19 protein-coding genes are annotated in these 21790 nt (G+C 58.9%); 6 read left to right on the top strand and 13 right to left on the bottom strand.

Annotated features, from left to right (window positions below; genetic code table 11):
- Window positions 1-40: 40 nt before the first annotated feature.
- Window positions 41-949 carry a PP2C family protein-serine/threonine phosphatase gene (locus tag RBB81_RS22630; RefSeq protein WP_353072239.1) on the bottom strand — a complete coding sequence of 303 codons (909 nt, stop codon included), beginning with the start codon at window positions 947-949 and terminating at the stop codon, window positions 41-43.
- A gap of 54 nt (window positions 950-1003) precedes the next feature.
- Between RBB81_RS22630 and RBB81_RS22635 the strand changes: the two genes are divergently transcribed.
- Window positions 1004-1903: a DNA-methyltransferase gene (locus tag RBB81_RS22635; protein ID WP_353072240.1), complete on the top strand. Its 900-nt coding sequence runs from the start codon at window positions 1004-1006 to the stop codon at window positions 1901-1903.
- Here RBB81_RS22635 and RBB81_RS22640 read toward each other — a convergent pair.
- The 5 genes from RBB81_RS22640 to RBB81_RS22660 form a co-directional block, all read right to left on the bottom strand.
- Window positions 1866-2405, bottom strand: a complete 540-nt coding sequence (locus tag RBB81_RS22640) for a hypothetical protein (protein WP_353072241.1) — start codon at window positions 2403-2405, stop codon at window positions 1866-1868. The genes RBB81_RS22635 and RBB81_RS22640 overlap by 38 nt on opposite strands.
- Before the next feature lie 222 nt (window positions 2406-2627).
- Complete coding sequence (locus RBB81_RS22645; protein ID WP_183792804.1) at window positions 2628-3179, bottom strand: hypothetical protein; 552 nt, start codon at window positions 3177-3179, stop codon at window positions 2628-2630.
- The gene (locus RBB81_RS22650) at window positions 3176-3439 is read right to left on the bottom strand and encodes a hypothetical protein (protein WP_353072242.1); all 264 of its coding nucleotides are present in this window, start codon (window positions 3437-3439) and stop codon (window positions 3176-3178) included. The genes RBB81_RS22645 and RBB81_RS22650 overlap by 4 nt, the downstream gene beginning before the upstream one ends.
- A gap of 76 nt (window positions 3440-3515) precedes the next feature.
- The gene (locus RBB81_RS22655; RefSeq protein ID WP_353072243.1) at window positions 3516-4460 is read right to left on the bottom strand and encodes a metallophosphoesterase family protein; all 945 of its coding nucleotides are present in this window, start codon (window positions 4458-4460) and stop codon (window positions 3516-3518) included.
- A 63-nt stretch (window positions 4461-4523) separates the two neighbouring features.
- Complete coding sequence (locus RBB81_RS22660) at window positions 4524-5189, bottom strand: Bax inhibitor-1/YccA family protein (protein ID WP_353072244.1); 666 nt, start codon at window positions 5187-5189, stop codon at window positions 4524-4526.
- Between the two features lie 180 nt (window positions 5190-5369).
- Between RBB81_RS22660 and RBB81_RS22665 the strand changes: the two genes are divergently transcribed.
- The 5 genes from RBB81_RS22665 to RBB81_RS22685 all read left to right on the top strand — a co-directional run bounded on the left by RBB81_RS22665 (window position 5370) and on the right by RBB81_RS22685 (window position 9765).
- Entirely contained in the window at window positions 5370-5828 is a 459-nt protein-coding gene (locus tag RBB81_RS22665; protein WP_353072245.1) for a vitamin K epoxide reductase family protein, read from the top strand.
- Window positions 5829-5949: 121 nt separating this feature from the next.
- Window positions 5950-6348, top strand: coding sequence for a hypothetical protein (locus tag RBB81_RS22670; RefSeq protein ID WP_353072246.1), 399 nt, complete (start codon window positions 5950-5952; stop codon window positions 6346-6348).
- 221 nt (window positions 6349-6569) lie between these two features.
- A complete protein-coding gene (locus tag RBB81_RS22675) occupies window positions 6570-7523 on the top strand; it encodes a radical SAM protein (protein ID WP_353072247.1) in 954 nt (317 codons plus the stop codon).
- Window positions 7524-7791: 268 nt separating this feature from the next.
- Entirely contained in the window at window positions 7792-9294 is a 1503-nt protein-coding gene (locus RBB81_RS22680) for a glycosyltransferase (protein WP_353073969.1), read from the top strand.
- A 78-nt stretch (window positions 9295-9372) separates the two neighbouring features.
- Window positions 9373-9765: a hypothetical protein gene (locus RBB81_RS22685; protein WP_353072248.1), complete on the top strand. Its 393-nt coding sequence runs from the start codon at window positions 9373-9375 to the stop codon at window positions 9763-9765.
- Window positions 9766-9854: 89 nt separating this feature from the next.
- Here RBB81_RS22685 and RBB81_RS22690 read toward each other — a convergent pair whose 3' ends face one another.
- The 7 genes from RBB81_RS22690 to RBB81_RS22720 form a co-directional block, all read right to left on the bottom strand.
- A complete protein-coding gene (locus RBB81_RS22690; protein ID WP_179585433.1) occupies window positions 9855-10850 on the bottom strand; it encodes a hypothetical protein in 996 nt (331 codons plus the stop codon).
- 265 nt (window positions 10851-11115) lie between these two features.
- Window positions 11116-14868, bottom strand: coding sequence for an Rne/Rng family ribonuclease (locus tag RBB81_RS22695; protein ID WP_353072249.1), 3753 nt, complete (start codon window positions 14866-14868; stop codon window positions 11116-11118).
- 583 nt (window positions 14869-15451) lie between these two features.
- Window positions 15452-16552 carry a rod shape-determining protein RodA gene (gene rodA / locus RBB81_RS22700; RefSeq protein ID WP_353072250.1) on the bottom strand — a complete coding sequence of 367 codons (1101 nt, stop codon included), beginning with the start codon at window positions 16550-16552 and terminating at the stop codon, window positions 15452-15454.
- A gap of 11 nt (window positions 16553-16563) precedes the next feature.
- Window positions 16564-18495, bottom strand: coding sequence for a penicillin-binding protein 2 (mrdA, locus tag RBB81_RS22705; protein ID WP_353072251.1), 1932 nt, complete (start codon window positions 18493-18495; stop codon window positions 16564-16566).
- A gap of 86 nt (window positions 18496-18581) precedes the next feature.
- On the bottom strand, window positions 18582-19106 hold the full coding sequence (gene mreD / locus RBB81_RS22710) for a rod shape-determining protein MreD (protein WP_353072252.1): 525 nt from the start codon (window positions 19104-19106) through the stop codon (window positions 18582-18584).
- Window positions 19107-19124: 18 nt separating this feature from the next.
- Window positions 19125-20429 (bottom strand): rod shape-determining protein MreC, encoded by a 1305-nt coding sequence (gene mreC / locus RBB81_RS22715; RefSeq protein WP_353072253.1) that lies wholly within the window; start codon window positions 20427-20429, stop codon window positions 19125-19127.
- Window positions 20430-20605: 176 nt separating this feature from the next.
- Window positions 20606-21766 (bottom strand): alpha/beta hydrolase, encoded by a 1161-nt coding sequence (locus RBB81_RS22720; protein WP_353072254.1) that lies wholly within the window; start codon window positions 21764-21766, stop codon window positions 20606-20608.
- Window positions 21767-21790: the final 24 nt, after the last annotated feature.

Raw genomic sequence — 21790 nt, forward strand, 5'->3', positions numbered from 1 at the left:
AGACGACTTCGCAGTGTAGCAGCTTGCGGGGGTATGCGGATTAGGGACGGGGCAGATCAGGGGCGACGGCGACCAGCAAGACGGTGATGTTGTCATTGCCGCCGTTCCGATTGGCAGTTGTAATCAGCTCTTCGCAAGCTATGATGAGCGCCGCCATGGTCTGGGGCTTGGGAATCGACGTCAGAATCTCCGCGATCTCTTCGTCGCTGACCTCGTGGGTCAGACCGTCGGAGGCGAGCATATACACGTCGTTCGCCTGGGGACGGTGACTTTGAATCTCGGGCTGCACCGTGGCCTGCGAACCGATGGCACGAGTGATGAGGTTGCGCATGGGCGAGTGCGTCGCCTGATCGAGCGTGATCTGCCCGGCTCGAAGCTGCTCTTCGACCAGCGAATGATCGATGGTGAGTTGCTCGAGCTTGCCGCGACGCTGCCGGTAGCAGCGGCTGTCGCCAACGTGGCCCAGCCAGAGCGTCGGAGGATCCGTGACTCGGGAGTTCAGATGATTGGCCGGCGAACGACGCGCGGCTGAAGCGTTGCCATTCTGGCCACTGTCGACGGGCGTGTGCAGCAGCGCGACCAGCGTAGTGCCCATGCCGTTGTAATGCCTCGACTGGCGGGACTGCTGATAGACCGCCTGATTCGCCGCCTGAATCGCCGCATTCATGCGCGCCTCCGGCCTCTGCAGCTCTTCACCGCTTCCGGGTCGCGGCAGCGCGAGATTCGCCAGGAAGGTATCCGCGGCCAGAGTGCTCGCAACCTCTCCGGCTGCCGCTCCGCCCATGCCGTCGCAGACGACAAACGCCCCGATCTCCGGTGCTGCCGCGCAGGTGTCTTCATTGCCCTTACGGACGCGACCGCGATGGGTGAGCATGGCGTAGATGAGGTGAGTGGCGGACATAGTCGAACGGGGCCGATGCAGACAGGCCATCCGAAGAGAACGATACACGTCGCAGCCGCCGAGACCAAGGGTACGTTAGTGTTAGGAGCGGAGAACGTTGGTATGAACCGTATTGTGCAGGGAGATAACCTGGTCGTTTTGCAGTCACTGGCAACCGCATCCGTAGAGCTCATCTACGTCGATCCCCCTTTCAATACGGGCAAACGTCAAAGCCGCACTCAGATGAAGACCATTCGCGACGAAGCAGGCGACCGCACAGGATTCGGCGGTCGACGCTACCGCACCGAAGTACTCGAGCAGCAGAGCGGGGGCGCAGGCTATGGCGATAGCTTCGACGACTTTCTCGGCTTCCTGCGGCCGCGCCTGATCGAGGCGCACCGTGTCCTCTCAACTACCGGCTCGCTCTTCTTTCACATCGACTATCGCGAAGTCCACTACTGCAAGGTCATGCTCGATGAGATCTTCGGCCGCGACTGCTTTCAGAACGAGATCATCTGGGCCTACGACTACGGCGCACGCGCAACCAAACGCTGGCCCGCCAAGCACGACAATATCCTCTGGTACACGAAAGATCCGAAACAATACACCTTCAACCTGAACGAGAGCGACCGAATTCCCTACATGGCTCCGGGCTTGGTGGGTGCGAAAAAAGCGGCGCGCGGCAAGACGCCCACTGACGTCTGGTGGCACACCATCGTCTCGCCTACAGGCAAGGAGAAGACCGGCTACGCCACGCAGAAGCCACTGGGAATTCTCGAGCGAATCGTGCGCGTCCACTCAAACTCCGGCGACGCGGTGCTCGATTTTTTTGCCGGCAGCGGAACGACCGGCGTGGCGGCAGCCAAACACGATCGCAGCTTCATCATGGTCGACGAGAGCGCCCCGGCCATTGCCGTAATGGAGAAGCGGCTCGCGCCCTACAATCCGCGAAGGGAGGCTTTGCCGCTCCCCAAGGTCCGAAAGGCTAGCCGCGCGCCTGCTTCTCGGCGAAGTCGCCAATAACCGGCAGCTTGTACCGCTCGCCCTTGCTTGCCTTCAAAATAATGAACAACCAGATCAAAAAGAGACCGACGCCGATAACCAGATGCACCAGCGAAAACAGCAGAATAATCCCCGGAACGAAGTGCATCGCAATCTCCGCGAAGCTGATGATCGCCTGCAGCACAAACGCAGCGACGCATAATCCAATCGACTGCCACGAGTGAAACTTGACCAGAGGCATCTTGTTGTAGGGCTCAAGCACCAGAAAGATAATTGCTGGAATAATCGTAAGGTAGGCGATCGCCGCGGCCGCATTCTCCGAAAGTCCCGAACCAGTCGCAACCGGCGGAGCCGCAACGTACGCGGGCGGAACCGTAGAGTAACCCGAGGGAACATCCGTGTAGTTCGTTGGCGGCGGCACGCTTGAACTTGCAGAGGTGGCCGCCGCCGCAAGGGGCGCACCGCAACTGTTACAAAATGCACTCTGGGCCGAGACTTCGTTGTGGCAGACCGGACACTGCATGGCATCACTCCTGAGAGATGAAATTGGGCCCACGTGCAGAAGACAAGTCAGGTCGAGACAGCTCTGAAATTTGGACCTCGTCTGAAGTGCTACCCAGCATACCCGGAATTGGCGCGATTCGATCGACTTTTTCGCGGCTCTGCGTAATTTATTCCGGCTCGACTGCGGTCCACCAAATGGCCGGGGAATGAACACGAGAGGGTACCGGATCCAGATAGCCGCTTACTCATGCCCGGTCTTTCGCTCCGCGGCAAGGCAGTCCTCGATCGCCTTCTGCCACTCCGGCCCGTTTTCGCCATCACGCTTCCCCAGCGCGAGCACGTCTTCATTCGCCGCCGCGTCGAGAGCAGTCCGAACGTACGTCACCTCTACCTTCGTGGTCGACGGAGTGAGCACAGAAAGACGCACATCGACGGTGAAGACGAGCGTTTCGGGAATGAACGACACGTACTGCATGCGGCCGCCGACCGGATCGAAGATCGTATTGACCCACACGCTCGTGTGCGGGCCATGCTGAACTGTAAAGACAGCCCCCTGGATGTCCTCAGCCGGTTGAGGGTGAATAAACCGCGGCTTCCAGTGCTCGCCCGCCCAGCACCGCTCCCCGTCCGGGCCGAAGAGCGCCGAGGCACGGTTTAATGGAGCCGGCACGAAGAACCGAAAGCTGTTGCTGACATGGGCTGGAGCCGCAGTTGTTTGCGCGACCGCAGCATGCTGGCCTCCGCTCATCGCGCCCGTTGCAAGTACCAGAGGAAGTAACGTGCGTGTTTTCATCTGCGCTCCTTCAACCGATGGCTGTCGGACGCGCGCAGCGTCAGGCCATAGATATTTTTCAGCTTCTCAATCTCTTTGAGGGTCGGTGGAGAGAACGCGGATTTACCCTCGAAGGCGTGAAGCACGATGCCCTCCAGCAGATCCCCCAGACTCATGTCCTTCAGCTCGGCTACGGCCTTCAGCACCTTCAGCAGCCGCTTCTCCATGCGGACGCCCGTCTGAATCCGCTCGATCTCAACGAGTTTTTTCGATTCTGCCACGTGTACCAATGTACCACGGTAACCAATGGATCGCGGAAGTCCATCTGCAAGGACTCCGACCGACGCGAGTGCTTCTCTAAGTGTTTTGCGGTGAGATCGTCTGGAAGCCGGAGGGCTCGTAGTGTGTCGTAAGCTTGTTGTTCGCGACTGTGACGACCGTAAAGCCCTCCGGCGTGCCGAGACGTGTGCCATGCCACCAGTTGCCGCACACAGCTCCGCTGGTGATGTAAGGAACGCCCTTCCACACAACGGTCTCGTTGATGTGAGTGTGGCCCTGCAAAACCCCAAGCACATTATGGCCGGCGAACAGATCCAGAACCTGGTTTGCATTGGCGACGCTCAGGCTGTGGTGAGCCGGCGCGACGGTTGGCTCGGGCATGTAAGCCCCAAAGGCGGTGACCAAAGGGATGTGGACCGAGACGATGACAGGAGTCCCGGCAGGCAGCGCCGCGAGATCGGCGGCGAGCCACTGCAGCTGGGCCGCATCGATGCGGCCCTCGTAGGCGCGGTCAGGCGTGATGCCGATCGAGTCCAGCACGATGAAGTGGTGACCCTTGTGATCGAAGGAGTAGTACAGCTTGCCGAAGCGCTGCTCGAAGAGCTTCTTGCCGTAGAGCGGATCATCCTGCGCGATGCCGCTCGCCGGGTAGATGCCAAGAACGTCGTGATTGCCGACGGTGTGATACACCTTCACACCGAGATCCTGCTCGGTCTTGTCGTAGAGGTCGAAGAGGGTGAGGGCGCGCTCCTTCGGTACGCCGAGCGCGTCGAAGACGTGATCGCCGCCGTTGATGGCAAAGTCGGCTTTGACCGCGCGAGCTCTCTTGAATGCCATATCCGTACCGACAACGCCGTTCAACTCAGGCTGGAGATGCGCATCCGTAACGAACAGAAAAGTGAACGGCTCACGAACCTGTCCAAGGACCGGCGCTGGTGCAGCAAGAAGCGAAGGCGCAACGGCGGCCGAAAGACCGGTGGCACCAAGCATCGTGAGAAATTGTCTGCGATTGGTTGAGTTCACCGCTCCATGATAAATCGCGAGATCCGCCCAAAGGGTATCTTCAGTTGATAGAGCGAATCAGTACTAATTCCTGCGGCGTCCGCTCATCAGCTGCAAGACTGCAAGAAAGATGTTGATCGCATCAAGATAGATCGACAGCGAAAGCGAGACCGCTGACCGGCCATCGCCGCCCGCACGAATGCGGGCGAAGTCGCCGACCGTGAGCAGCGTGAAGATCCCCAGCGTCAGCCAGGAGTAGGTGTCCGGCGTCATAAAGTGGAAGAACATACTGGCGATGCCGGCAATAATGAGCAGCAACAGAGCCGCGAAGCCGATACCGGCGATGCGGCGATAGTTGATATTGAACAGATACGCGACGCATCCCATGGCCGCCATGCCAAGCCCGGTGGTTGCCGCGGCGTTGAAGACGACCGCCGAGCCGACAGTCTGAGCGTAGCGGTGAATCAGCGGACCGATCTCCCAGCCCATGAAGTAGGTCAGCGTAAGAAACAGGCCAAGCGCAAGCGCCGGACTCGCCTTGCGGGTGAACGTGATCGCCAGAACAAGTACAAGCACAGCAATCATCCCGGGAAGCGTGCTCCAGGCGGGAGCAGTCGCAACGCCGAACGCCGTGATCAGAAAGCCAAGCGAGGTTATGCCCAGAACCTTGGCGAGCAACGAAGCAGTCTCCTCGCGTGCGCCCTCGATCGTGGTGGGATACCCGTTCATGTTCAAGCGGTTGTCAATCATCTCGTCTCTCCGCGGCAAGCCCTGAAGCCTTATTCGGGCTTAACTCGCCTGTCTCGCCTATCTCCATGATACGCGTCCTCAACCATGACCGGTGCATGGACCAAATGCCGAGAAGCAATGCCATCAAACTCCAGAGACCGCCTTCGTCGCCAGGGAATCTCACGAAGTAAAATCGAAGTTATGAAGTATCTGATTGCGTTGCTGGCAGTTGCGGGAATTGTCGTTTCAACGATGGCGTTGCGCGTTCACTATATGGACCCTGCCCTGGCCCCACCCTGTGCTGTGACCGAAAAGTTCGACTGCGGCGCAGTCAATCACAGCCGGTTTGCCGTCTTTCCGCCGCGTACCTTTGACGAAGACCCAAAGGCGGGATCGCATATTCCCGTGGCAATGCTGGGGATTGCGGGCTATGCAGCGATTGGCGTACTCGCTCTCATGGGCCGCTGGTGGCTGGTCTTCGAATTCGCCCAGGTGGGCTTTTTCTTTGCCGCGTTTCTAAGCTACATCGAGGCGTACGTCCTGCAGAAGTGGTGCATCTACTGTCTTTGGTCGCAAGGGATCGTAACGGCCATTCTACTGGTGACGATCGTTGCGCTCATAAGGAAATGGCAGCACAAGCGCTCGGCGCTGACCTCATAGAAGTCTCGAAATAAAGATTCGGTGCGAATCAGCAAAGGACGCGTCTGGACTAGGATGAGGAATCGGTTTGGACTGTTGTAGCCACGATAAAACGATAAGAAGAGAAGAACCGGAGTAGATTATGTGGCCAAAGGTATTCGCGCAGTTGGTTGAGTTGCTGCCTCACATCTCACGGCTGGTGCCGATGGCGGATAAGTTTTTCACGTCCAAGGCTGCCGCCGAAAGGGCAAACGAGGCCGCGATGTTGGCCATGGCCGAAGGAGTTCGCGGCGACCTCGGGCAGGTCACGAAGGCTCACCTGGGGCTGTACCGCCAGCTTCAGGACCAGAGCGCACAGATCACCGAAGTAGGCGAAGAGGTTAAGCGCGCACGCCTCTCAATGGAACAGCACGAGCATCGGATGGAGGCGCTCGAAAAGTTGGTGGCCTCGTTCAGCCTGTGGCTCAGGGCCGGCGTTCCTATCCTGATTGCCCTTGTCTCGATGGTCGTAGTTCTACTGGTCCGTTTGCTTCAGCGGTAAGCGGGTCCGGATCGGTGGCAAGCGAAAAATAAACTTCCAAAACGTGGCGCATCTTTCGACACCGAAAAAGTGACGGCAAAAACACCACGTTAGCCACGCATTTCACCACAACTTCACCACATTCCACCACAGCAAACACACCAAAAAACGCAAAATACCCCTGAAAAAACGCCCTTTCCCCCATCCAGAATTTTTTCTGTCAAAAACCGTAGAATTGAAGCATGGGAATTAGCCGGAACGAAGCTCTGGAATGCTTTCGCAGCGATGATCTGATTGGAATTGGAATGGAGGCCGACGCGATACGCCGCCGGCTGCACCCCGAAGGCGTAGTAAGCTACGCGATCGACGGACGTGTAACCTACACGAAATCCGCGACTGGAGCGGGTTTTGATCTACTCTGCAACCAGATCTCCAACATCGTCGCGATGGGTGGTCACGGCGTGATGCTCCAGGGCGAGGTAACCCCGGCGCTCACAATCTCCTGGTTTGACGGGCTCTTTCGCAGCATCAAAAAACGCTTCCCTGCTATCTGGCTGCACTCCCTCTCCGCCGGCGAGATCCTCTCAATCGCAGAGCAAACCGGAGCCACCGTAGAGGACACCATCGCACGACTGCAGGACGCCGGACTCGACTCAGTCCCCGGTGATGATGCGGGTATTCTCGACGACGCGGTACAACAAGGCACCCGCACAAAGTGGCCCACGGCGGACTGGCTGGCAGTTCATCGCGCCGCCCACAAGCTCGGCATGCAGACTACCGCCACAATGACCTTCGGCTGCGGCGAGACGATGGAGCATCGCATCAATCACCTGGAGGCAGTGCGCGGTCTGCAAGGAGAGACGAGAGGGTTTGCCTCGTTCACGCCGTGGGCCTTTGCGCCAAAGGCCCCGTCAATGCAGGGGTTTGAAGAGGCGACGGCGGTCGAGTATCTGAAGACGCTGGCGATCTCGCGGATGTACCTCGACAACATTGAGAACGTGCAGTCGAACCTGGAGACGCAGGGACTCAAAGTGCTGCAGGTGGGCCTGCGCTTCGGCGGCAACGATGTAGGCAGCGTGATGCTTGCCGAGGGTGCGAACGCGGCGACCGAGGAGCAGCTGCGGCAGGTGATTCGTGACGCAGGGTTCAAGCCTGTTCAACGCGATACGGTCTTCCGGACAATGTTTTTGAACTAAGGGGCAGACGTTGTCTCTTGCTGAAGTACAGACGTCTTAACCTGATTTCAAGCAGTGATTCGCGTAGAATCAGGTGGATACTCGAACCCTCCGTGGAGCAGCGACCCTGCAATTTTCTCCTCATACTTTGACGTCCCAACTCGGGTTGCTGGTCGGTCCAAAGGGCTTCGGTCACTATTGGAAGACGCACTACGCGGACAAGACGTTTGAGCACCTGTATCGATGGAATGCCTTCGATACGGCGATGCTGATTCCCTACTTCATCGTCATGATCATTCTGGCGTTTTATGGGATTCACCGCTATCAGTTGGTGTGGCTTTACTTCAAAAACAAAAAAAACGCGGCAAAGTGGAGTGAGCCGCCCATGCGGTTCGCTGAAGGGCAGCTGCCCTTTGTGACGATTCAGCTTCCCATCTTCAATGAACAATTCGTGATCGAGCGGTTGATTGAGGCGGTCTGCAGACTGGACTATCCGCGAGACCGGTTTGAGGTTCAGGTGCTGGACGATTCAACCGATGAGACCACCGGAGTAGCGCGGGAGATTGTCGAGCGCTACGCGCGCGGATTCCTCGGAATGGCTCCGCAGCCAATTGTGTATCTGCATCGCAGCAACCGGCATGGGTATAAGGCGGGAGCGCTGGACAAGGGTCTCGATGTCGCTCGTGGCGAGTTTGTGGCGATCTTCGATGCAGACTTTGTGCCTCCGCGACAGTGGGTGATGCAGGTGATTCACCACTTCGCGCAACCGGAGATCGGCATGGTGCAGACGCGGTGGACCCACCTGAATCGGAACTACAGCTTCCTGACGCAGGTCGAGGCGATTCTACTGGACGGGCATTTCGTGCTCGAGCATGGGGGACGAAGCCGCGCCGGAGTGTTCTTTAATTTCAACGGCACGGCGGGGATGTGGCGGCGAGAGACGATCTCAACCGCGGGTGGTTGGCAGCACGACACGCTCACTGAGGATACAGACCTGAGCTATCGGGCGCAGTTGGTGGGGTGGCAGTTCAAGTATCTGCAGGATGTGGAGTGCCCGGCGGAGCTGCCGATTGAGATGACTGCGTTCAAAACGCAGCAGGCGCGATGGGCGAAGGGCCTGATCCAGACAGGGAAAAAGATTTTGCCGCGGGTGCTGAAGAGCGATGCTCCTTGGCATACGAAGCTCGAGGCGTGGTATCACCTTACAGCGAATATCAGCTATCCACTCATGATTGTGCTGAGTGTGTTGCTGATGCCCGCGATGATTATCCGCAGCTGGCAAGGCTACATCCAGATGCTGCTGATCGACTTTCCTCTGTTCATCGCCAGCACGATGTCGGTTTCAACGTTCTACATGGTGAGCCAGAAGGAGCTCTATCCGAAGAGCTGGTACAAATCGATTGTGTATGTACCGTTCGTCATGGCGCTGGGCGGGGTCGGATTGACCATCACCAATACCAAGGCCGTACTAGAGGCGTTGTTCGGAGTGAAGAGCGCGTTTGCGAGGACGCCCAAGTACAGCGTGAAGAAAAAGGGCGAGAAGAGCCAGGCGAAGGTGTATCGCAAACGACTGGGCGTGATTCCCTGGATTGAGATGGCGATCGGATGCTATTTTGCCTGGACCGTCTACTATGCCATTTCGACGGAGAACTTCTTTACGGTGCCGTTTCTTGTGCTGTTTGTGTTTGGCTACTGGTACACAGGCCTGTTGAGCCTGTTGCAAGGGCGGTTTGAACGAAGCCGCGACCCCGACCAAGAGATGCACGAGAAGCCGTATCCCGTGGGCGTTTAGACGATCGAGACTGATAGACTGGCTGTCGATGTCTCCGAAAAGCTGCCGGTTCGCGGCGCAGGAGACCAGAATGGGTTCATGATTACTGGCGCTTTTCTTCTACTTGCGATCGTTCTTGGATATTTGGTAACAGTGGGCCTGTCGATGGCGGCAACCTTTGCCATGACTACGGCCTCGCCCGATCTGGTCGCGCGGGACTTCCGAATCACGTCAAGATACAAGTTTCTGCAGGATGGGGTTTGGTTGCTGTGCACAACGGTGGGGGGATATATGACAGCGCTTGTCCTCGGGAGAGAGCACTCTCCGTGGATTGGCGGGATAGCTTTAATGGTCGTTCTCATCGGCGTGTTGTGGCTGAATGCGTGGGAGATGCGTCAGCGTGGGGTTGGCCATCAGATCCTGATGAGCGTTGCAACAGTGGTCGGTGTGAGTGCGGGATTTTTTCTTCGGCTGCGATGGTCCGCTCCCTGAAGAGACGCTAAATAGTTACACGTCAGAATCTTAAAAAAGAAGAGAGGCAATGCGCCTCTCTTCTTGCAACTCGATTTCGTGGGTAACCGCTAGAAACGCAGACCAAAGGTAATCGGGATGTAACTCGTCTTCGCGCTGTTCTGCGGAAAGACGTTGAATCCGTTGCCGTTTGCGTCGCCGTAGGAGAATTGGCGTTGAGAGTTGAACGTGTAGACGTAGCGGCCCTCAACGAAGAATCGCGTGGAAGCGAACCGAGACACCTTATAGGTGAAGCCCAGGCCACCATTCACACCGAATGCGTTGCTGGTGTACTTGTCAATCGTGGCATTGGCCAGATACTGATAGCAAAAGCCGAAAGGATCGCAATAGATACCGGGCAGGGGCGTGGAGAAATTAGCTGTCTTATGATAAAAACCCGCGCCGCCGATCACATAAGCGCCCTTAGTGTCCGAAGTATAGTAGTTGACGATCGGGTTGAGAGTGAAAGACCAATCGTGGCTATTTCCGCTTAGCTGAGAGATAGGATTGCCGTTCTGATCTACTACTCCGAGTGAGTCGTAGATCGCCAGCAGATTGTTGAGCGTGCTGGTGTTGACCCCGAAGTTGTCGTAATCGAACTGGGCGATGACGCCGAAGGTCTTATTGAAGTTGCGACCGACGCCGGCCTGGACCTTCCAACTAGTCGTAAGTGCGCTGTGGGTGGGGCCCGTGGGCACCGTCAGACCGCCACCAACGACGAAGGTATACTTCGCGGACCCATCAGCGTTGGTTCGGCTGTCGTTGTAGTTTGGGCGGCTATAACGACGACGCGGTGGGGGCTGTGTGGCATCGCTGCTGAGGTTGAAGTCCACGGCATTGGCGGTCTCGACGCTGCCGGTGCTGCTGCTGTAGCCGAGATCGTCCGGAGTGTAAAGATTGAGCGGCGCAACGAGGCTCGCCTTAAGATTAACCGGCGGCAAGGGTGATGCGGTTCCGGCAGACTGCTGCGCGTGAAGGCCCAGGCTCCCTGCAGCAGCAAAAAAAGTGATTGCCGCGGTGCGGCCAAGGATACGGTGTAGGCGATTCCCAATGATCGTGGTGTGCATCTTTGCGTGGCTCCCTTGGTGCTGTGAGGTTCTTCATTGGCTTGAACCCAACTGTAACGCGCTTGTTGTGTAAGACGCAGGAAATGTCGTTTAGGATGACAAACCGCGAGAGTTTTTACACTTCGCCTCTGCTATAAGCTGCTGAGGGAGGAATAGTTACGGGCGTCCTGGTGTTGGACGCCCGTAGTATCTCATGCCATGGATCGATCTTTTTTCGGAGTCTCGTCACAGGCTAAAGCCCGCAGCTCCTCTCCGAAACAGCGGTCTAGTGAATGTCGAACTGCTCAGGGTGCAAGCTGGGATCGGATTTGACGAGGATCGTCTTGCCGACCATCTCTTCCATCTCCTGAAGCCATTTGGTGCCTGGCGCTTTGAGTTGTTTGACAACCTCGGGGTTGACGCGAAGCATCACGTCGCCGCGGTCCAGGTGCTTCTGCATCTTGCGCATCTCGATGTAGATGTCGTTGCAGACCGTGACGGGCGACTTGACCATGCCAGTACCAGTGCAGATGTTGCAGGTGGTGGACAACGTGCGCTCCAGCGACTGCTTGACGCGTTTGCGAGTAATGGCGACCAGGCCAAAGTCATTGAACTGAAGAACCTTCGAAGGGGCTCGATCGGTCTTCAACTCCTCTTCGAGCGCAGCCATGACCTTGTTGCGGTTCTTTCGCTCGTCCATGTCGATGAAGTCGATGATGATGATGCCGCCAAGATCGCGCAGACGAATCTGACGGACGATCTCTGGGATCGCATCGAGGTTGGTCTTGACGATGGTGTCTTCGAGGCGCGCCGTCTTGCCGACGAACTTGCCGGTGTTGATGTCGATCGCGACGAGGGCCTCGGTCTGGTTGATGACGATGGAGCCGCCGGACTTCAGCCATACCTTGGAGCGGAGGGCCTTATTGATCTCTTCGGTGATGCCGAACTGCTCGAAGAGAGGAGTCTCTTTGGTGTAGAGCTTCACGCGGCGAATCAGCGAGGGCTGGAAGCGCTGCAGGAATCGCAGAACGCGCTCGTATTCACTTTCGCTGTCGACCCAGATGGCGGAGAAGTTATCCGTAACCTGATCGCGAAGGATGCGCTCAACGAGATTGAGGTCGTGATAGATGAGCGCTGGCGACTTCGAAGACTCGGAGCGCTGCTTGATGTCGGCCCAGAGGTTGAGGAGGAAGCGCAGGTCGGAGCGAAGCTCCTCTTCGCTGGCTCCTGATGCGGCGGTGCGGACGATGAACCCGCCAGCAGCCTCGCCTTTCTCGCTGAGCAGAATCTCCTTCAGGCGACGGCGTTCGCTATCAGAGTCGATCTTGCGGGAGACGCCGGTGTGGTTGACGGTTGGCATGAAGACCAGGAAACGGCCCGGGAGCGCAATGTGCGAGGTGATGCGTGCGCCCTTCTTTGCAATCGGCTCCTTCGCGATCTGAACGAGGATCTCCTGGCCTGGCTTGAGCAACTCGCTGATGGCTGGAAGATTTGTGGACTGCATGGAGCTGCGACCACCACGACGATCGCGGCCACCGCCGCCGCTAGCACGCTCACGATCGCCAGCGCCGCCAGTGTTGCGAGGACGGTCGTTGCGATCGCCGCGGCCATATCGGTCTCCGCGGCGGCCATCTCGACGACCATCGCGGCGGCCACGGCCACGGTCCTGATCACGATTGCGATCGGTCGCGGGAGCCGCAGCACCAGCCTGCGACTGATCGAATCCGTTGGCAGCTACTTCATCGCCTTCAACGAACTCCTCATGCAGAACATCTTCTTCGGTGTCGGATTCGTCGAGGTCTTCTTCGTCAGTGTCCTCAAGATCGCCGACGAGAGGATCGTAGATAGCGTCCTCTTCTTCGAGGTCGTCCTCTTCCTCTTCGTCCACGTTGCCGGAGCGCGTGATCTGGTCGATGGACATCTCGCGGATCATGGTGCCGAGATCGGCTGCGCCTTCGAGGGTCTCTTCTTCCTCAAAGTCGTCCATCTCTTCAATAGAGCTGGCGTGGAGAGTGGTGTTGAAGTCCTCCTCCTCGAGTGTCTCCTCTTCGAGTGACCCGATGCCAGGCGCAAAGTGCTGGGGAGCCGCTTCATCTGCGATGACATTGTCAGCTGGATTCGCGACAGCAGTCTCGTGCTCAATCGGCGAGACGGTTTCGGTGGCATGCTCGGGCGTAAAGATCGCGACCGGAGCCTCAGAGTGCATCTCGCCGGTGGCGTGAAGCGTGGTCAGCTCGTGAGGCGCAGGTGCGGTCTCGGCATGAACAGCGGATGCAGACTCGACATGGGTTACTGCAGGGGTCTGCCAGTCAAATGGTTCGTACTCAGCGGGTGCCGACTCAGCGTGCAACTGCGCAACGTGCTCGTCCGGACCCGGGGTGATGCTGTGAACGGCGCTGTGGTCGTAAGCTTGCGGCTCGGCCGAGGTCTCCGGCTGGATCTCCTCTGGAGCATCGAGCACTGGCGCGCTCTGGCGGTACTCGCTGGGAGCTGCCGGGTCGATGCGGTAGGAGGCAGAGGCTTCGGTGGGTTCGTATTCGAACGGCTCGGCCGGTGTCTCGTGCTGAAGTTGCTCGGGGGAGATGAGGTCGGGATGCGTGGCGAGAAGAACCTCAGGCTGCTCCTCAAGAGTCTCCGCGACGCTGAATCCGTCAGCTTCGCGAACGACTTCGGCGCGAGGCTGTGAAGCCGCGGGGCTGGCATTGCGGTAGTCTGCACGGGCCTCCTGGCGATGCTCTGCGCGAGGCTCGTTGCGATTCTCCTGGCGGCGATGACGGGAGAGTGACTCGCCAGGAAGTATCGATCCGCCATCCCAGCCCTCTGGAATGGTGAATGCCGGCGCGGATGGGACGATGACGTTTATCTCGAGAGGCTTTGACGCCGCGGCTACAGGCTCGTCTCCGCCTTTGCGGTACTTGGAGAGAGACTCGCCAGGGAGAACGATGGGCTCTGGAGCGTTTGCATCGAGTTCAGGCGCCTGATCGTAGGCGGGTGAGTCGTCGACGCCGTAGAGCGAGGTTTTTGGAGCGAAGCCGCGAGGGATGCGCGGCTCGCGATCACGGCCGCCACGGTCACCTCGATTGCCGCGGTCGTTGCGGCCTCCGCGATTACGTCCCCCGCGATCGTTGCGCTCGCCACGGTCATTTCCCCGGTCGCGATTGCCACGGTCTGCGTTCTCCGCAGAAGAGGCGGTGGTCGTCTCGGGGGTCCCATAGGCAGAGGCGATTGGCGCAGTCGGGCTACTGGAAGGCGCAATAGGTGCGGCGGCTCCGTCGATGTCGAAAGAGTCTTCGTCATAGGCGACCTCAGCGGAGGCGTTATCTGGAGCGGCACTGGCGACGTTCGGCGACTCGTCGCGTTGCCCCGGGCCACGGCTACGACGACGGCCACGACGGCCACGCCAGCGGCGGCTGCCATCAGCGCCCGGCGCTCCTTCGCCGATCTCGCCTCCATCGTTTCGGTCGGTGATGATGTTTTCCGCTGGCTGGTCGGCAGAGAGGTAGTCGGCGACCGGCGCATCGAAGGCGTCATCCGGCGACGTGGGCGCGAGCGGGTCGGCGACGGGCTGGCGGTCGCGGTTGCCGCCGCGGTCACGACGGCCTCTGCCACCGCGGCCACGGTCGCCACGGCTACCGCGGTCCGTGCGCTCAGAAGAGCGAACACCGGAGTCGCTGGTCTGGTCGAGGCGGTCCGGAGGGCTGGCTACCGTGCCTTCGATGGTGGTGGCGCTGCCGTTGCCGCGGTCATTGCGCCGACCCTCGGAGCGGCGGCCGGAGTCGCCGTTGGTATCGAAGTCAGCCGAGTCCCCGGCCTCCTCCATGAAGTCCGTGATGTAAAGGAAGGCGTCGCGCTCGAGGCCGATATCCACGAAGGAGGACTGCATGCCTGGCAGAACGCGCGTGACTTTGCCGTTATAAATGGATCCGGCGAGGGTGTATTCGTTCTCGCGCTCGTAATAGATTTCGGTTAGGGCGTCGTTTTCGACGATGGCGAGACGAGTCTCGTGGGGAGTACTGGAGATATAAATTTCTTTCGACATTCGCTGTGCTCTTTCTGCCCGACCTCTAGGAGGTTCGAGCGGCAGACGCGACAGAGAACAATCGGGAGTTCGCCTGACCAAGAGGCCAGGTTTGGCTCACCGTGGAGCGGACAGATTACGGGCTGCGGAAGCTCGTGAACAGAACTCGACGACCGGTGCGAGGTAGGAGTACAGCTCTGCCGTGGGCGCACTCAAGGCGAGGGCGGATTCGGCGGTACCGGGTAGATCGGGGACACGGGGGGATGCTTCAAGCAATTCGAAACATGCGGAGTTTGTGACCAGAACAACCTCAAAATCAGAGACTTGAGGCGGGGCCGTTCGCCATCCGGATGCAATCATTCCCTAAAACCTGTCCGGCCAACGGATCGATGTCTCTGGCTGGCCGGCCTTTTCTTCTAAAAGTCTTTTGTTGCCGCTGACTGGCGACCGTGCGCCTGAGTAGCGGGGTACACTGAGCGGCATCTACAGCCGAACAGGTGTTGCTAACAGTATTGCACTAAAGCCGCTGCAAAAGCCACACGGCATTCACATTCCTTTGTTGTACAGCTGTAAACCGCTTGCGATCTATTGGTTGACGAACCGCCTAATTGACGAACCGCCGCATGCGAATGTTCATCACAATGCCGAGCGAGAGAAACGTAAACAGAACCGAGGAGCCGCCATAGCTCAGCAACGGCAGAGGGATGCCCGTGACCGGCATCAGGCCGACGACCATGCCGACATTGACCGCGATCTGGAAGACGATTACTGCGACCACCCCCATGATGATGAAGCTTCCGGGTAGATCGGAGGCAGTCTGGGCGTTTTGGATCAGGCGCATGAGGATGAGGAAATAGAGAAGCAAAACCCCGATGGCTCCCACGAAGCCGTGTTCTTCGCAGAAGGCCGCGAAGATGAAGTCGGTGTAAGGAATGGGGAGGAAGTCACCCTGGGTCTGGGTGCCCTTGTTCGCACCCTTGCCCCAGATCCCGCCGGAGCCGACAGCGATCAGAGATTGGCGGATCTGGTAGCCGGAGCCGCGCGGGTCGGAGTCGGGGTCCATGAAGGCATTGATGCGCGCCTGTTGGTATGGCTTCAGATGCTTACCGCTCTTCCATGCGACGCCGCCGATGATCGCCAGCGCCAGCACCACCAGGCCAACCTGCTTGACGCGGATGCCGCCGAGGAACAATCCGCAGATCAAAATAGGCAGATAGGTCAACGCAGTCCCGAGATCCGGCTGCTTGAGCACGAGCGCCATCGGGACTACGACCATAGCGGCAGCCTTGCCGATGTCCCCCCACGTGAGTTCCTTACCCGCAAGCCCCCAGAAGTAGCGGGCCACCGCGAGGATGAGCACGAGCTTGACCCACTCGGACGGCTGAAAGTGGATGCCGCCGGGAAATTTGATCCAGCGCCGCCCGCCCAGCACCTTGGTGCCGACGATCAGGACCGCAATGAGCGACAGCACGCTGACGCCATAGGCCCAGTGGATGATGTCGATCAGGCGGTGATAGTCGATCAGGGAGATGACGAACATCAGGAAGATGCCGCCGGCCAGGAACTGGATCTGCTTATGATCGAAGCCGTGGAACTTGGTGTGGAGCGTGGCCGACTTGATCTCGAGGACAGAGATGAGCGAAAGCAGAAGCACGAATCCGAGAAGTACCCAATCGAAGTCGCGGTAGGAGGAGAAACGGGGCATGGCAGTCTGTCCTATTCGGCGCTCGGTACGGTAGGTGCTTCGCTGGTAGGAGTCGCGGGTTTAGCAGGCTCAGGCGTGGTGGCGATGCGGATGTTGTTGTCGCGTTTCCGCTGCTTGTTCACGTAGGCGTCGATGATCTGGGATGCGAGCTTGGCCGAGTTGTTGCCCCAGTTGCCGTGCTCCCAGAGAACGGCAACAACGATGTCCGGATTGCGTCGCGGCGCCATGCCGACGAACCAGGCGTTGGGTTCCGTGTTGTGGCCTTTGTTAGTCTTCGCGAGAGCATCATGGCCAATCACCTGGGCAGTACCTGTCTTGCCCGCGAAGTCGACCCCTTCAAGATGCGCTGCGTAGGCTGTGCCGATAGGGCTGCTGGTAACGTTGGCCATCGCGTCGGTGATCAGCTGCCAATTCTCAGTGGTTAGAGGAATCGTCGCGTCGCCAGAGCCGGGGAAAGACTCCTGAATCGCCTGCTGCATGTCGGACGGAACTTCATCAGCGAAGACAACGTGGGGACGGCGCAGAACTCCGCCCGACGCGATACCACTGAGCGCACGCGCGAGCTGCATCGGCGTCGCGGTGACTGCACCCTGGCCGATGCCGACCGAGATGGTCTCGCCAGCGAACCACTTGTCGTGCTGAGTCTTCAGCTTCCACGCCGTGGAGGGCATCGTTCCGGCAACCTCATCGGGCAGGTCGATTCCTGTTCTCTGACCCAGACCCACAGATGTAGCGTACTTCGCGATGGTATCGATGCCAAGACGATTAGCGAGCGTGTAGTAGAAGGTGTCGCAGGAGTACGGAATCGCATTATTGATGTCGACCGCACCGTGGTGTTTGTCACAGGCATAGAAGTGGCCGTAGAACTCCGCACCACCGTTGCAGCTTACGTGCATGGTCTGGGCTACATTCTCCTGCAAACCCGCGACTGACATGATGATCTTGAAGGTGCTGCCCGGAGCGAGCTGCGCCTGGAGGCTCTTATTCAGCAGCGGGTGATCGGGATTATTGATGATCTCGTTCCAGTAGTTTTTGGTGAGGCGAACCGAGAACTGGTTGGGATCGTAGGTTGGGCGCGAGACCATCGCGAGGATCTCGCCGGTGTGAGGATCCATCGCAACGATGGCGCCGTTCTTGCCATCGAGAGCTTTTTCAGCGGCAATCTGCAGGTCGAGGTCGATGGTGAGCTTCAGGTCTTTGCCTGGGACAGCAAGCTCCTGGCCGAGGTGGCCAAGCTCCTTGCCGTGGCTGTTGACGATGACGTCGCGGCTGCCGTCTTTCCCGCGAAGCAGCGCGTCGTAGGTCTGTTCAACGCCAGAGCGGCCAACGACGTCGCCGGGCGAGTAGAAGGCGTAGCGTGGGTCGTCGAGCATCTGCTCAGAGACTTCGCCGACATACCCGATAAGGTGGGCGGCGAATCCATCCCGAGGATAGAGACGGCGCTGCTCGTCCAGGGTCTCGAGCTCGGGAAGTTCGTCGCGATGGGCCGCGATGAAGGCCTGCTCGTCGGGCGAGATGTCCTGCTTCAACGGAATGGGCTGATATTTGGGCGCGATCTGGTAGCGGCGCAGCGTGGACTGGATCTGCTCGATGGGAATGTGGAGACCCTGCGAGATGAGAGGCAGATCGGCATCAAGGTCTTTGACCTGCTCGCGCAGCAAATAGCAGGAGACCGAAGGGTAGTTGTCGACGAGCAGCCGGCCCTCTCGGTCAAACAGGCGACCGCGTGGAGCGAGGATTGGAACCTTACGAATGCGATTGGCTTCGGCGAGCGCGCGGAAGTTATCAGCGCCAAGAACCTGCAGCCGCCACAGACCGGTGATAAGTACGATCAGAATGAGCGCGACGATGTACTGAGCGGCATGAAGCTTCCCCGCAGAGACCTTCTCGGCCCTGCCGTTGGGGCCGACGTCATTCGGGTCGATATGGTGGGTTAGTTGCATGCTTATCTCAGTCTACGACTGGAGTTGATGATTCGTGCATACCACTGTTGTGTCGTGAGTACCGTTTAGACGAATGAAATCCCTGTTTACTCGGTGCGCTTCGTGTTATCGAGGAGAAAAAAAATGGGAAGGGCTACGACTGTATTGATTGCAGCGCGGAAAAACTCGTGGCCCCAATAGATGTGGAAGTTTGTGAGTCCAAGGAGACGGCGGTTGATGAGGAAGAGCAGGAAGCTATTGATAAGAAAGAAGCCGAAGTTGATAAGAATGCGGGTCGTAAGGTTTTCCACGTCAACCTGGATGCCAATGCTGGCCGCGATGTACCCGATGACCGACTTCGCCATGCCGTTGACCCCGATGGGCTGAGCGGTGAGGGCGTCCTGAAGAAGCCCAATGGCTGCTCCAGTAAGGGTTCCTGCGACAGGATTGCGACGCGAGACAGCGAAGAAGATGGTGACGATCAGAGGGAGATCGAGGATGGCAAGTCGCGGAAACGGCCTGGGGAGCAGCGCCTGCAGAAGGATCGCCCCCAACGGAACGAGCAACGCGACGGCAGAAGGAAAGCTGTGCTGCTCTAGCTCTCGACGGGATGTAAAGCTGCGGGTGGCCATGGTGTAGTTAGCGGACTGCTACGGCTGCGGGTTTGGGGACTGGGCCGGGGGCTGAGCCGAGTCCGGTTGAGGCTGAGGTTTCCGAGGCTTTGGCTGCACCGGCTTCTGCGTGGCTGGCTGAGTCGTTGCGTCCGGAGTCGTTTGAGGCACAACCGGATTGGCCGCCTCAGGAGCGCCAGGCTTGAGACTGGCCGCCGATGGAGTTGCTCCTGGCGAATAGCGGTCTGAGTGAATAGTCGGAAGCGGCTTCGGCACGACATTGAGCGGAGGAGTAGTGGCGGCGGGTGTCGTCGCGGCTCCGGTCTTGGCGGCGTCGTCTCCCTCATGAATGCTCGGCAGGCGATCAGCCACTATCTGGGCGGCCGACCGGGCAGCAGCCTCGGCAGTCTGCTGATCTGCGAGCTGTTTGGCAGCGGCCTGAGTCTCGGCAGTCACAACACCTGCAGCCAGATCCTTCTGGGCGGCCACGGGGAGCGTGGTCTGTGTCCCCGTGATCACCAGAACCTCCTCAAGCTGATTCAAATTCGCCGCGGGTCGAAGCTGGATGAGCGTGTAAGGCTGGTGATCCGGGTCAACCTTGATCGACTCGATCGTGCCGACGGGAAGCCCGCGCGGATAAACCTGGTCGCCGCCGGAGCTGAGCACCTGCTCGCCGGGCTTAATGCGATCGTCCGGGGTCAAATTATTGATAAGGATCTGGCCAGTGGTGCTGCCGCGAAGAATTGCACGAATCCGCGTGGTTGCAAGCAGCACGCCTGCCCCCGAGGTCTGGTCGTTAATCAGCAACACCTGCGACGTGTGCGGGAAGACATCCCGGATCTTCCCGACGATGCCGTCCGGAGTAATAACCGCCTGGTCCGCCTTCAGGCCATCCTTCGCGCCTTTATCTATATAGACCACGCGAGAGAGATCATTGCCGCTCGTCCCAATCACCTGCGCCGCGACAGTGGTGGAGACGTAGTGTTGCTGGAAGTCGAGCATGGCCTGCAGCCGATGCCCCTGCATGGCGTCTTCGGCGAAAGAAGCCTGCTCCAGCCGGAGCCGTGCGATCTGCTCCTGAAGGTCGTGGTTCTGTTGGCGGGTGTTGCGCAGGTCGACATAGTCGGACCATCCATAGCGAACAGTGTGGCCGATCCCATGGAAGAATCGCTCAAACGGAGTAACGATGGAGACGGCCCAATAGCGGATAAGCGTAACCCTGTTGCTGTCGGGCGCACCCGATTCGACCGGACGGCGCACCTGCACCGCCAGGCCGATCGTCTGGGCCAGCAGGATCGCCACCAGCACCAGAACATTTTTAAACCGTGTGAAGAAAGATTCCATGCGCTAACACCGATTATCCGCGAAGTCACGCGCGGGCGGAGGTGGCGTGCTGGATGCGCAGGCCAACTTTTCTTTCTTCCCTGCCGAACGATTTCCCCACGACACCGTACTCGCGTAAGACCTTGACTCCGATTTGCGAGATGGTCCATACCACGTTCGGCGCATGCTGCCCGGCGCTACTTCGGCTGAAAGAGCAGCGGAGCAAACTGGCTCAGATTATCCCGCCAGACCATCCACGTGTGGTAGCCAGGTGTTTCGATCTGCTTCACCTGCATGTTCTTGCTCTTGAGAAACTCAACGAATCTTCGGTTCGGCTCGATCAGTGAATCCTCTGTTCCGCACGCCACCCAAAGCAGGCGAAGATCGGCGGCCTTGGGGTTGAGCGATGCCAAATTGCCCTCGTAGTTCAAGTTGTGAACGGCCGAGCTGAACCCTCCGACCCAGGCAAACTTATCGGTGTGCGAGAGTCCGATCTCCAGGCTTTCAAGGCCGCCCATGGAGAGTCCGGTGATGGCGCGGTCGTTGCGATCCTTCGAGACGTGGTAATCGGCCTCAACACGCGGAAGGACCTCGGTGAGCAAAGCCTTGGCAAACAGGTCGGTGTTCCGGTCGATGGCGGCAGGATCTTCCCAGACATGAAACTGGTGAATGAAGGACATATCTCCGTAGCCCAGCGGCATCACCACAACCATCGGCTTGATCTTTCCCTGTGCCAGCAGATTGTCGAGGATCAGATCGACGCGGCCCACCGCCGTCCAGCCCGAGTCAGAATCGCTCCACCCGTGAAGCAGATAGAGGACCGGATACGGCTGCGGAGCCTTCGGGTCATAGCCCGGCGGAGTGTAGACGTAGTAACGACTCTGATTTTGAGGCAGGCCAAGGACAGTGTTCGTCGTGTAGTTGTAGTGGTGCAGGACGCCGTGCGGGACGTTAGCTACCTCCCATAGTTGCGGCGTGTCGCCTGGTACCGTCAGCTCATTCGCGACATCAACCAGGTTGATCGTCGTGTCTGGATTGGCAGGATCGAGCCGGAAATCGCCGTCCGCCTCGAAGTGATATCCGTAGATCTCGGGCGGCAAAGACGGCGTCGTCACCGTCCAGATGCCGGCCGCATCCTTCTTCATCGGCAGCTTCTTCGGCAATCCGCCGACCACGAGTTCAACCGTGGTCGCCGCGGCATCTTTGTAGGAGAAGGTCACCGTCCGGTCAGAATGAACCTCGATCGAAGAGAAGGGTTTGATGGCTTGAGCCGAAAGGAAAAGTGGTGCGGTGACGGAGGATAGCAGGGCCAGACCTCGAGCGAATCTGCGAGCAGTCCGCAGTTTGGTGAATCTCATACGAGTCAGTTTAGACGACGTTTG

This window comes from Tunturibacter gelidoferens, assembly GCF_040358255.1.
Lineage (GTDB): Bacteria > Acidobacteriota > Terriglobia > Terriglobales > Acidobacteriaceae > Edaphobacter > Edaphobacter gelidiferens.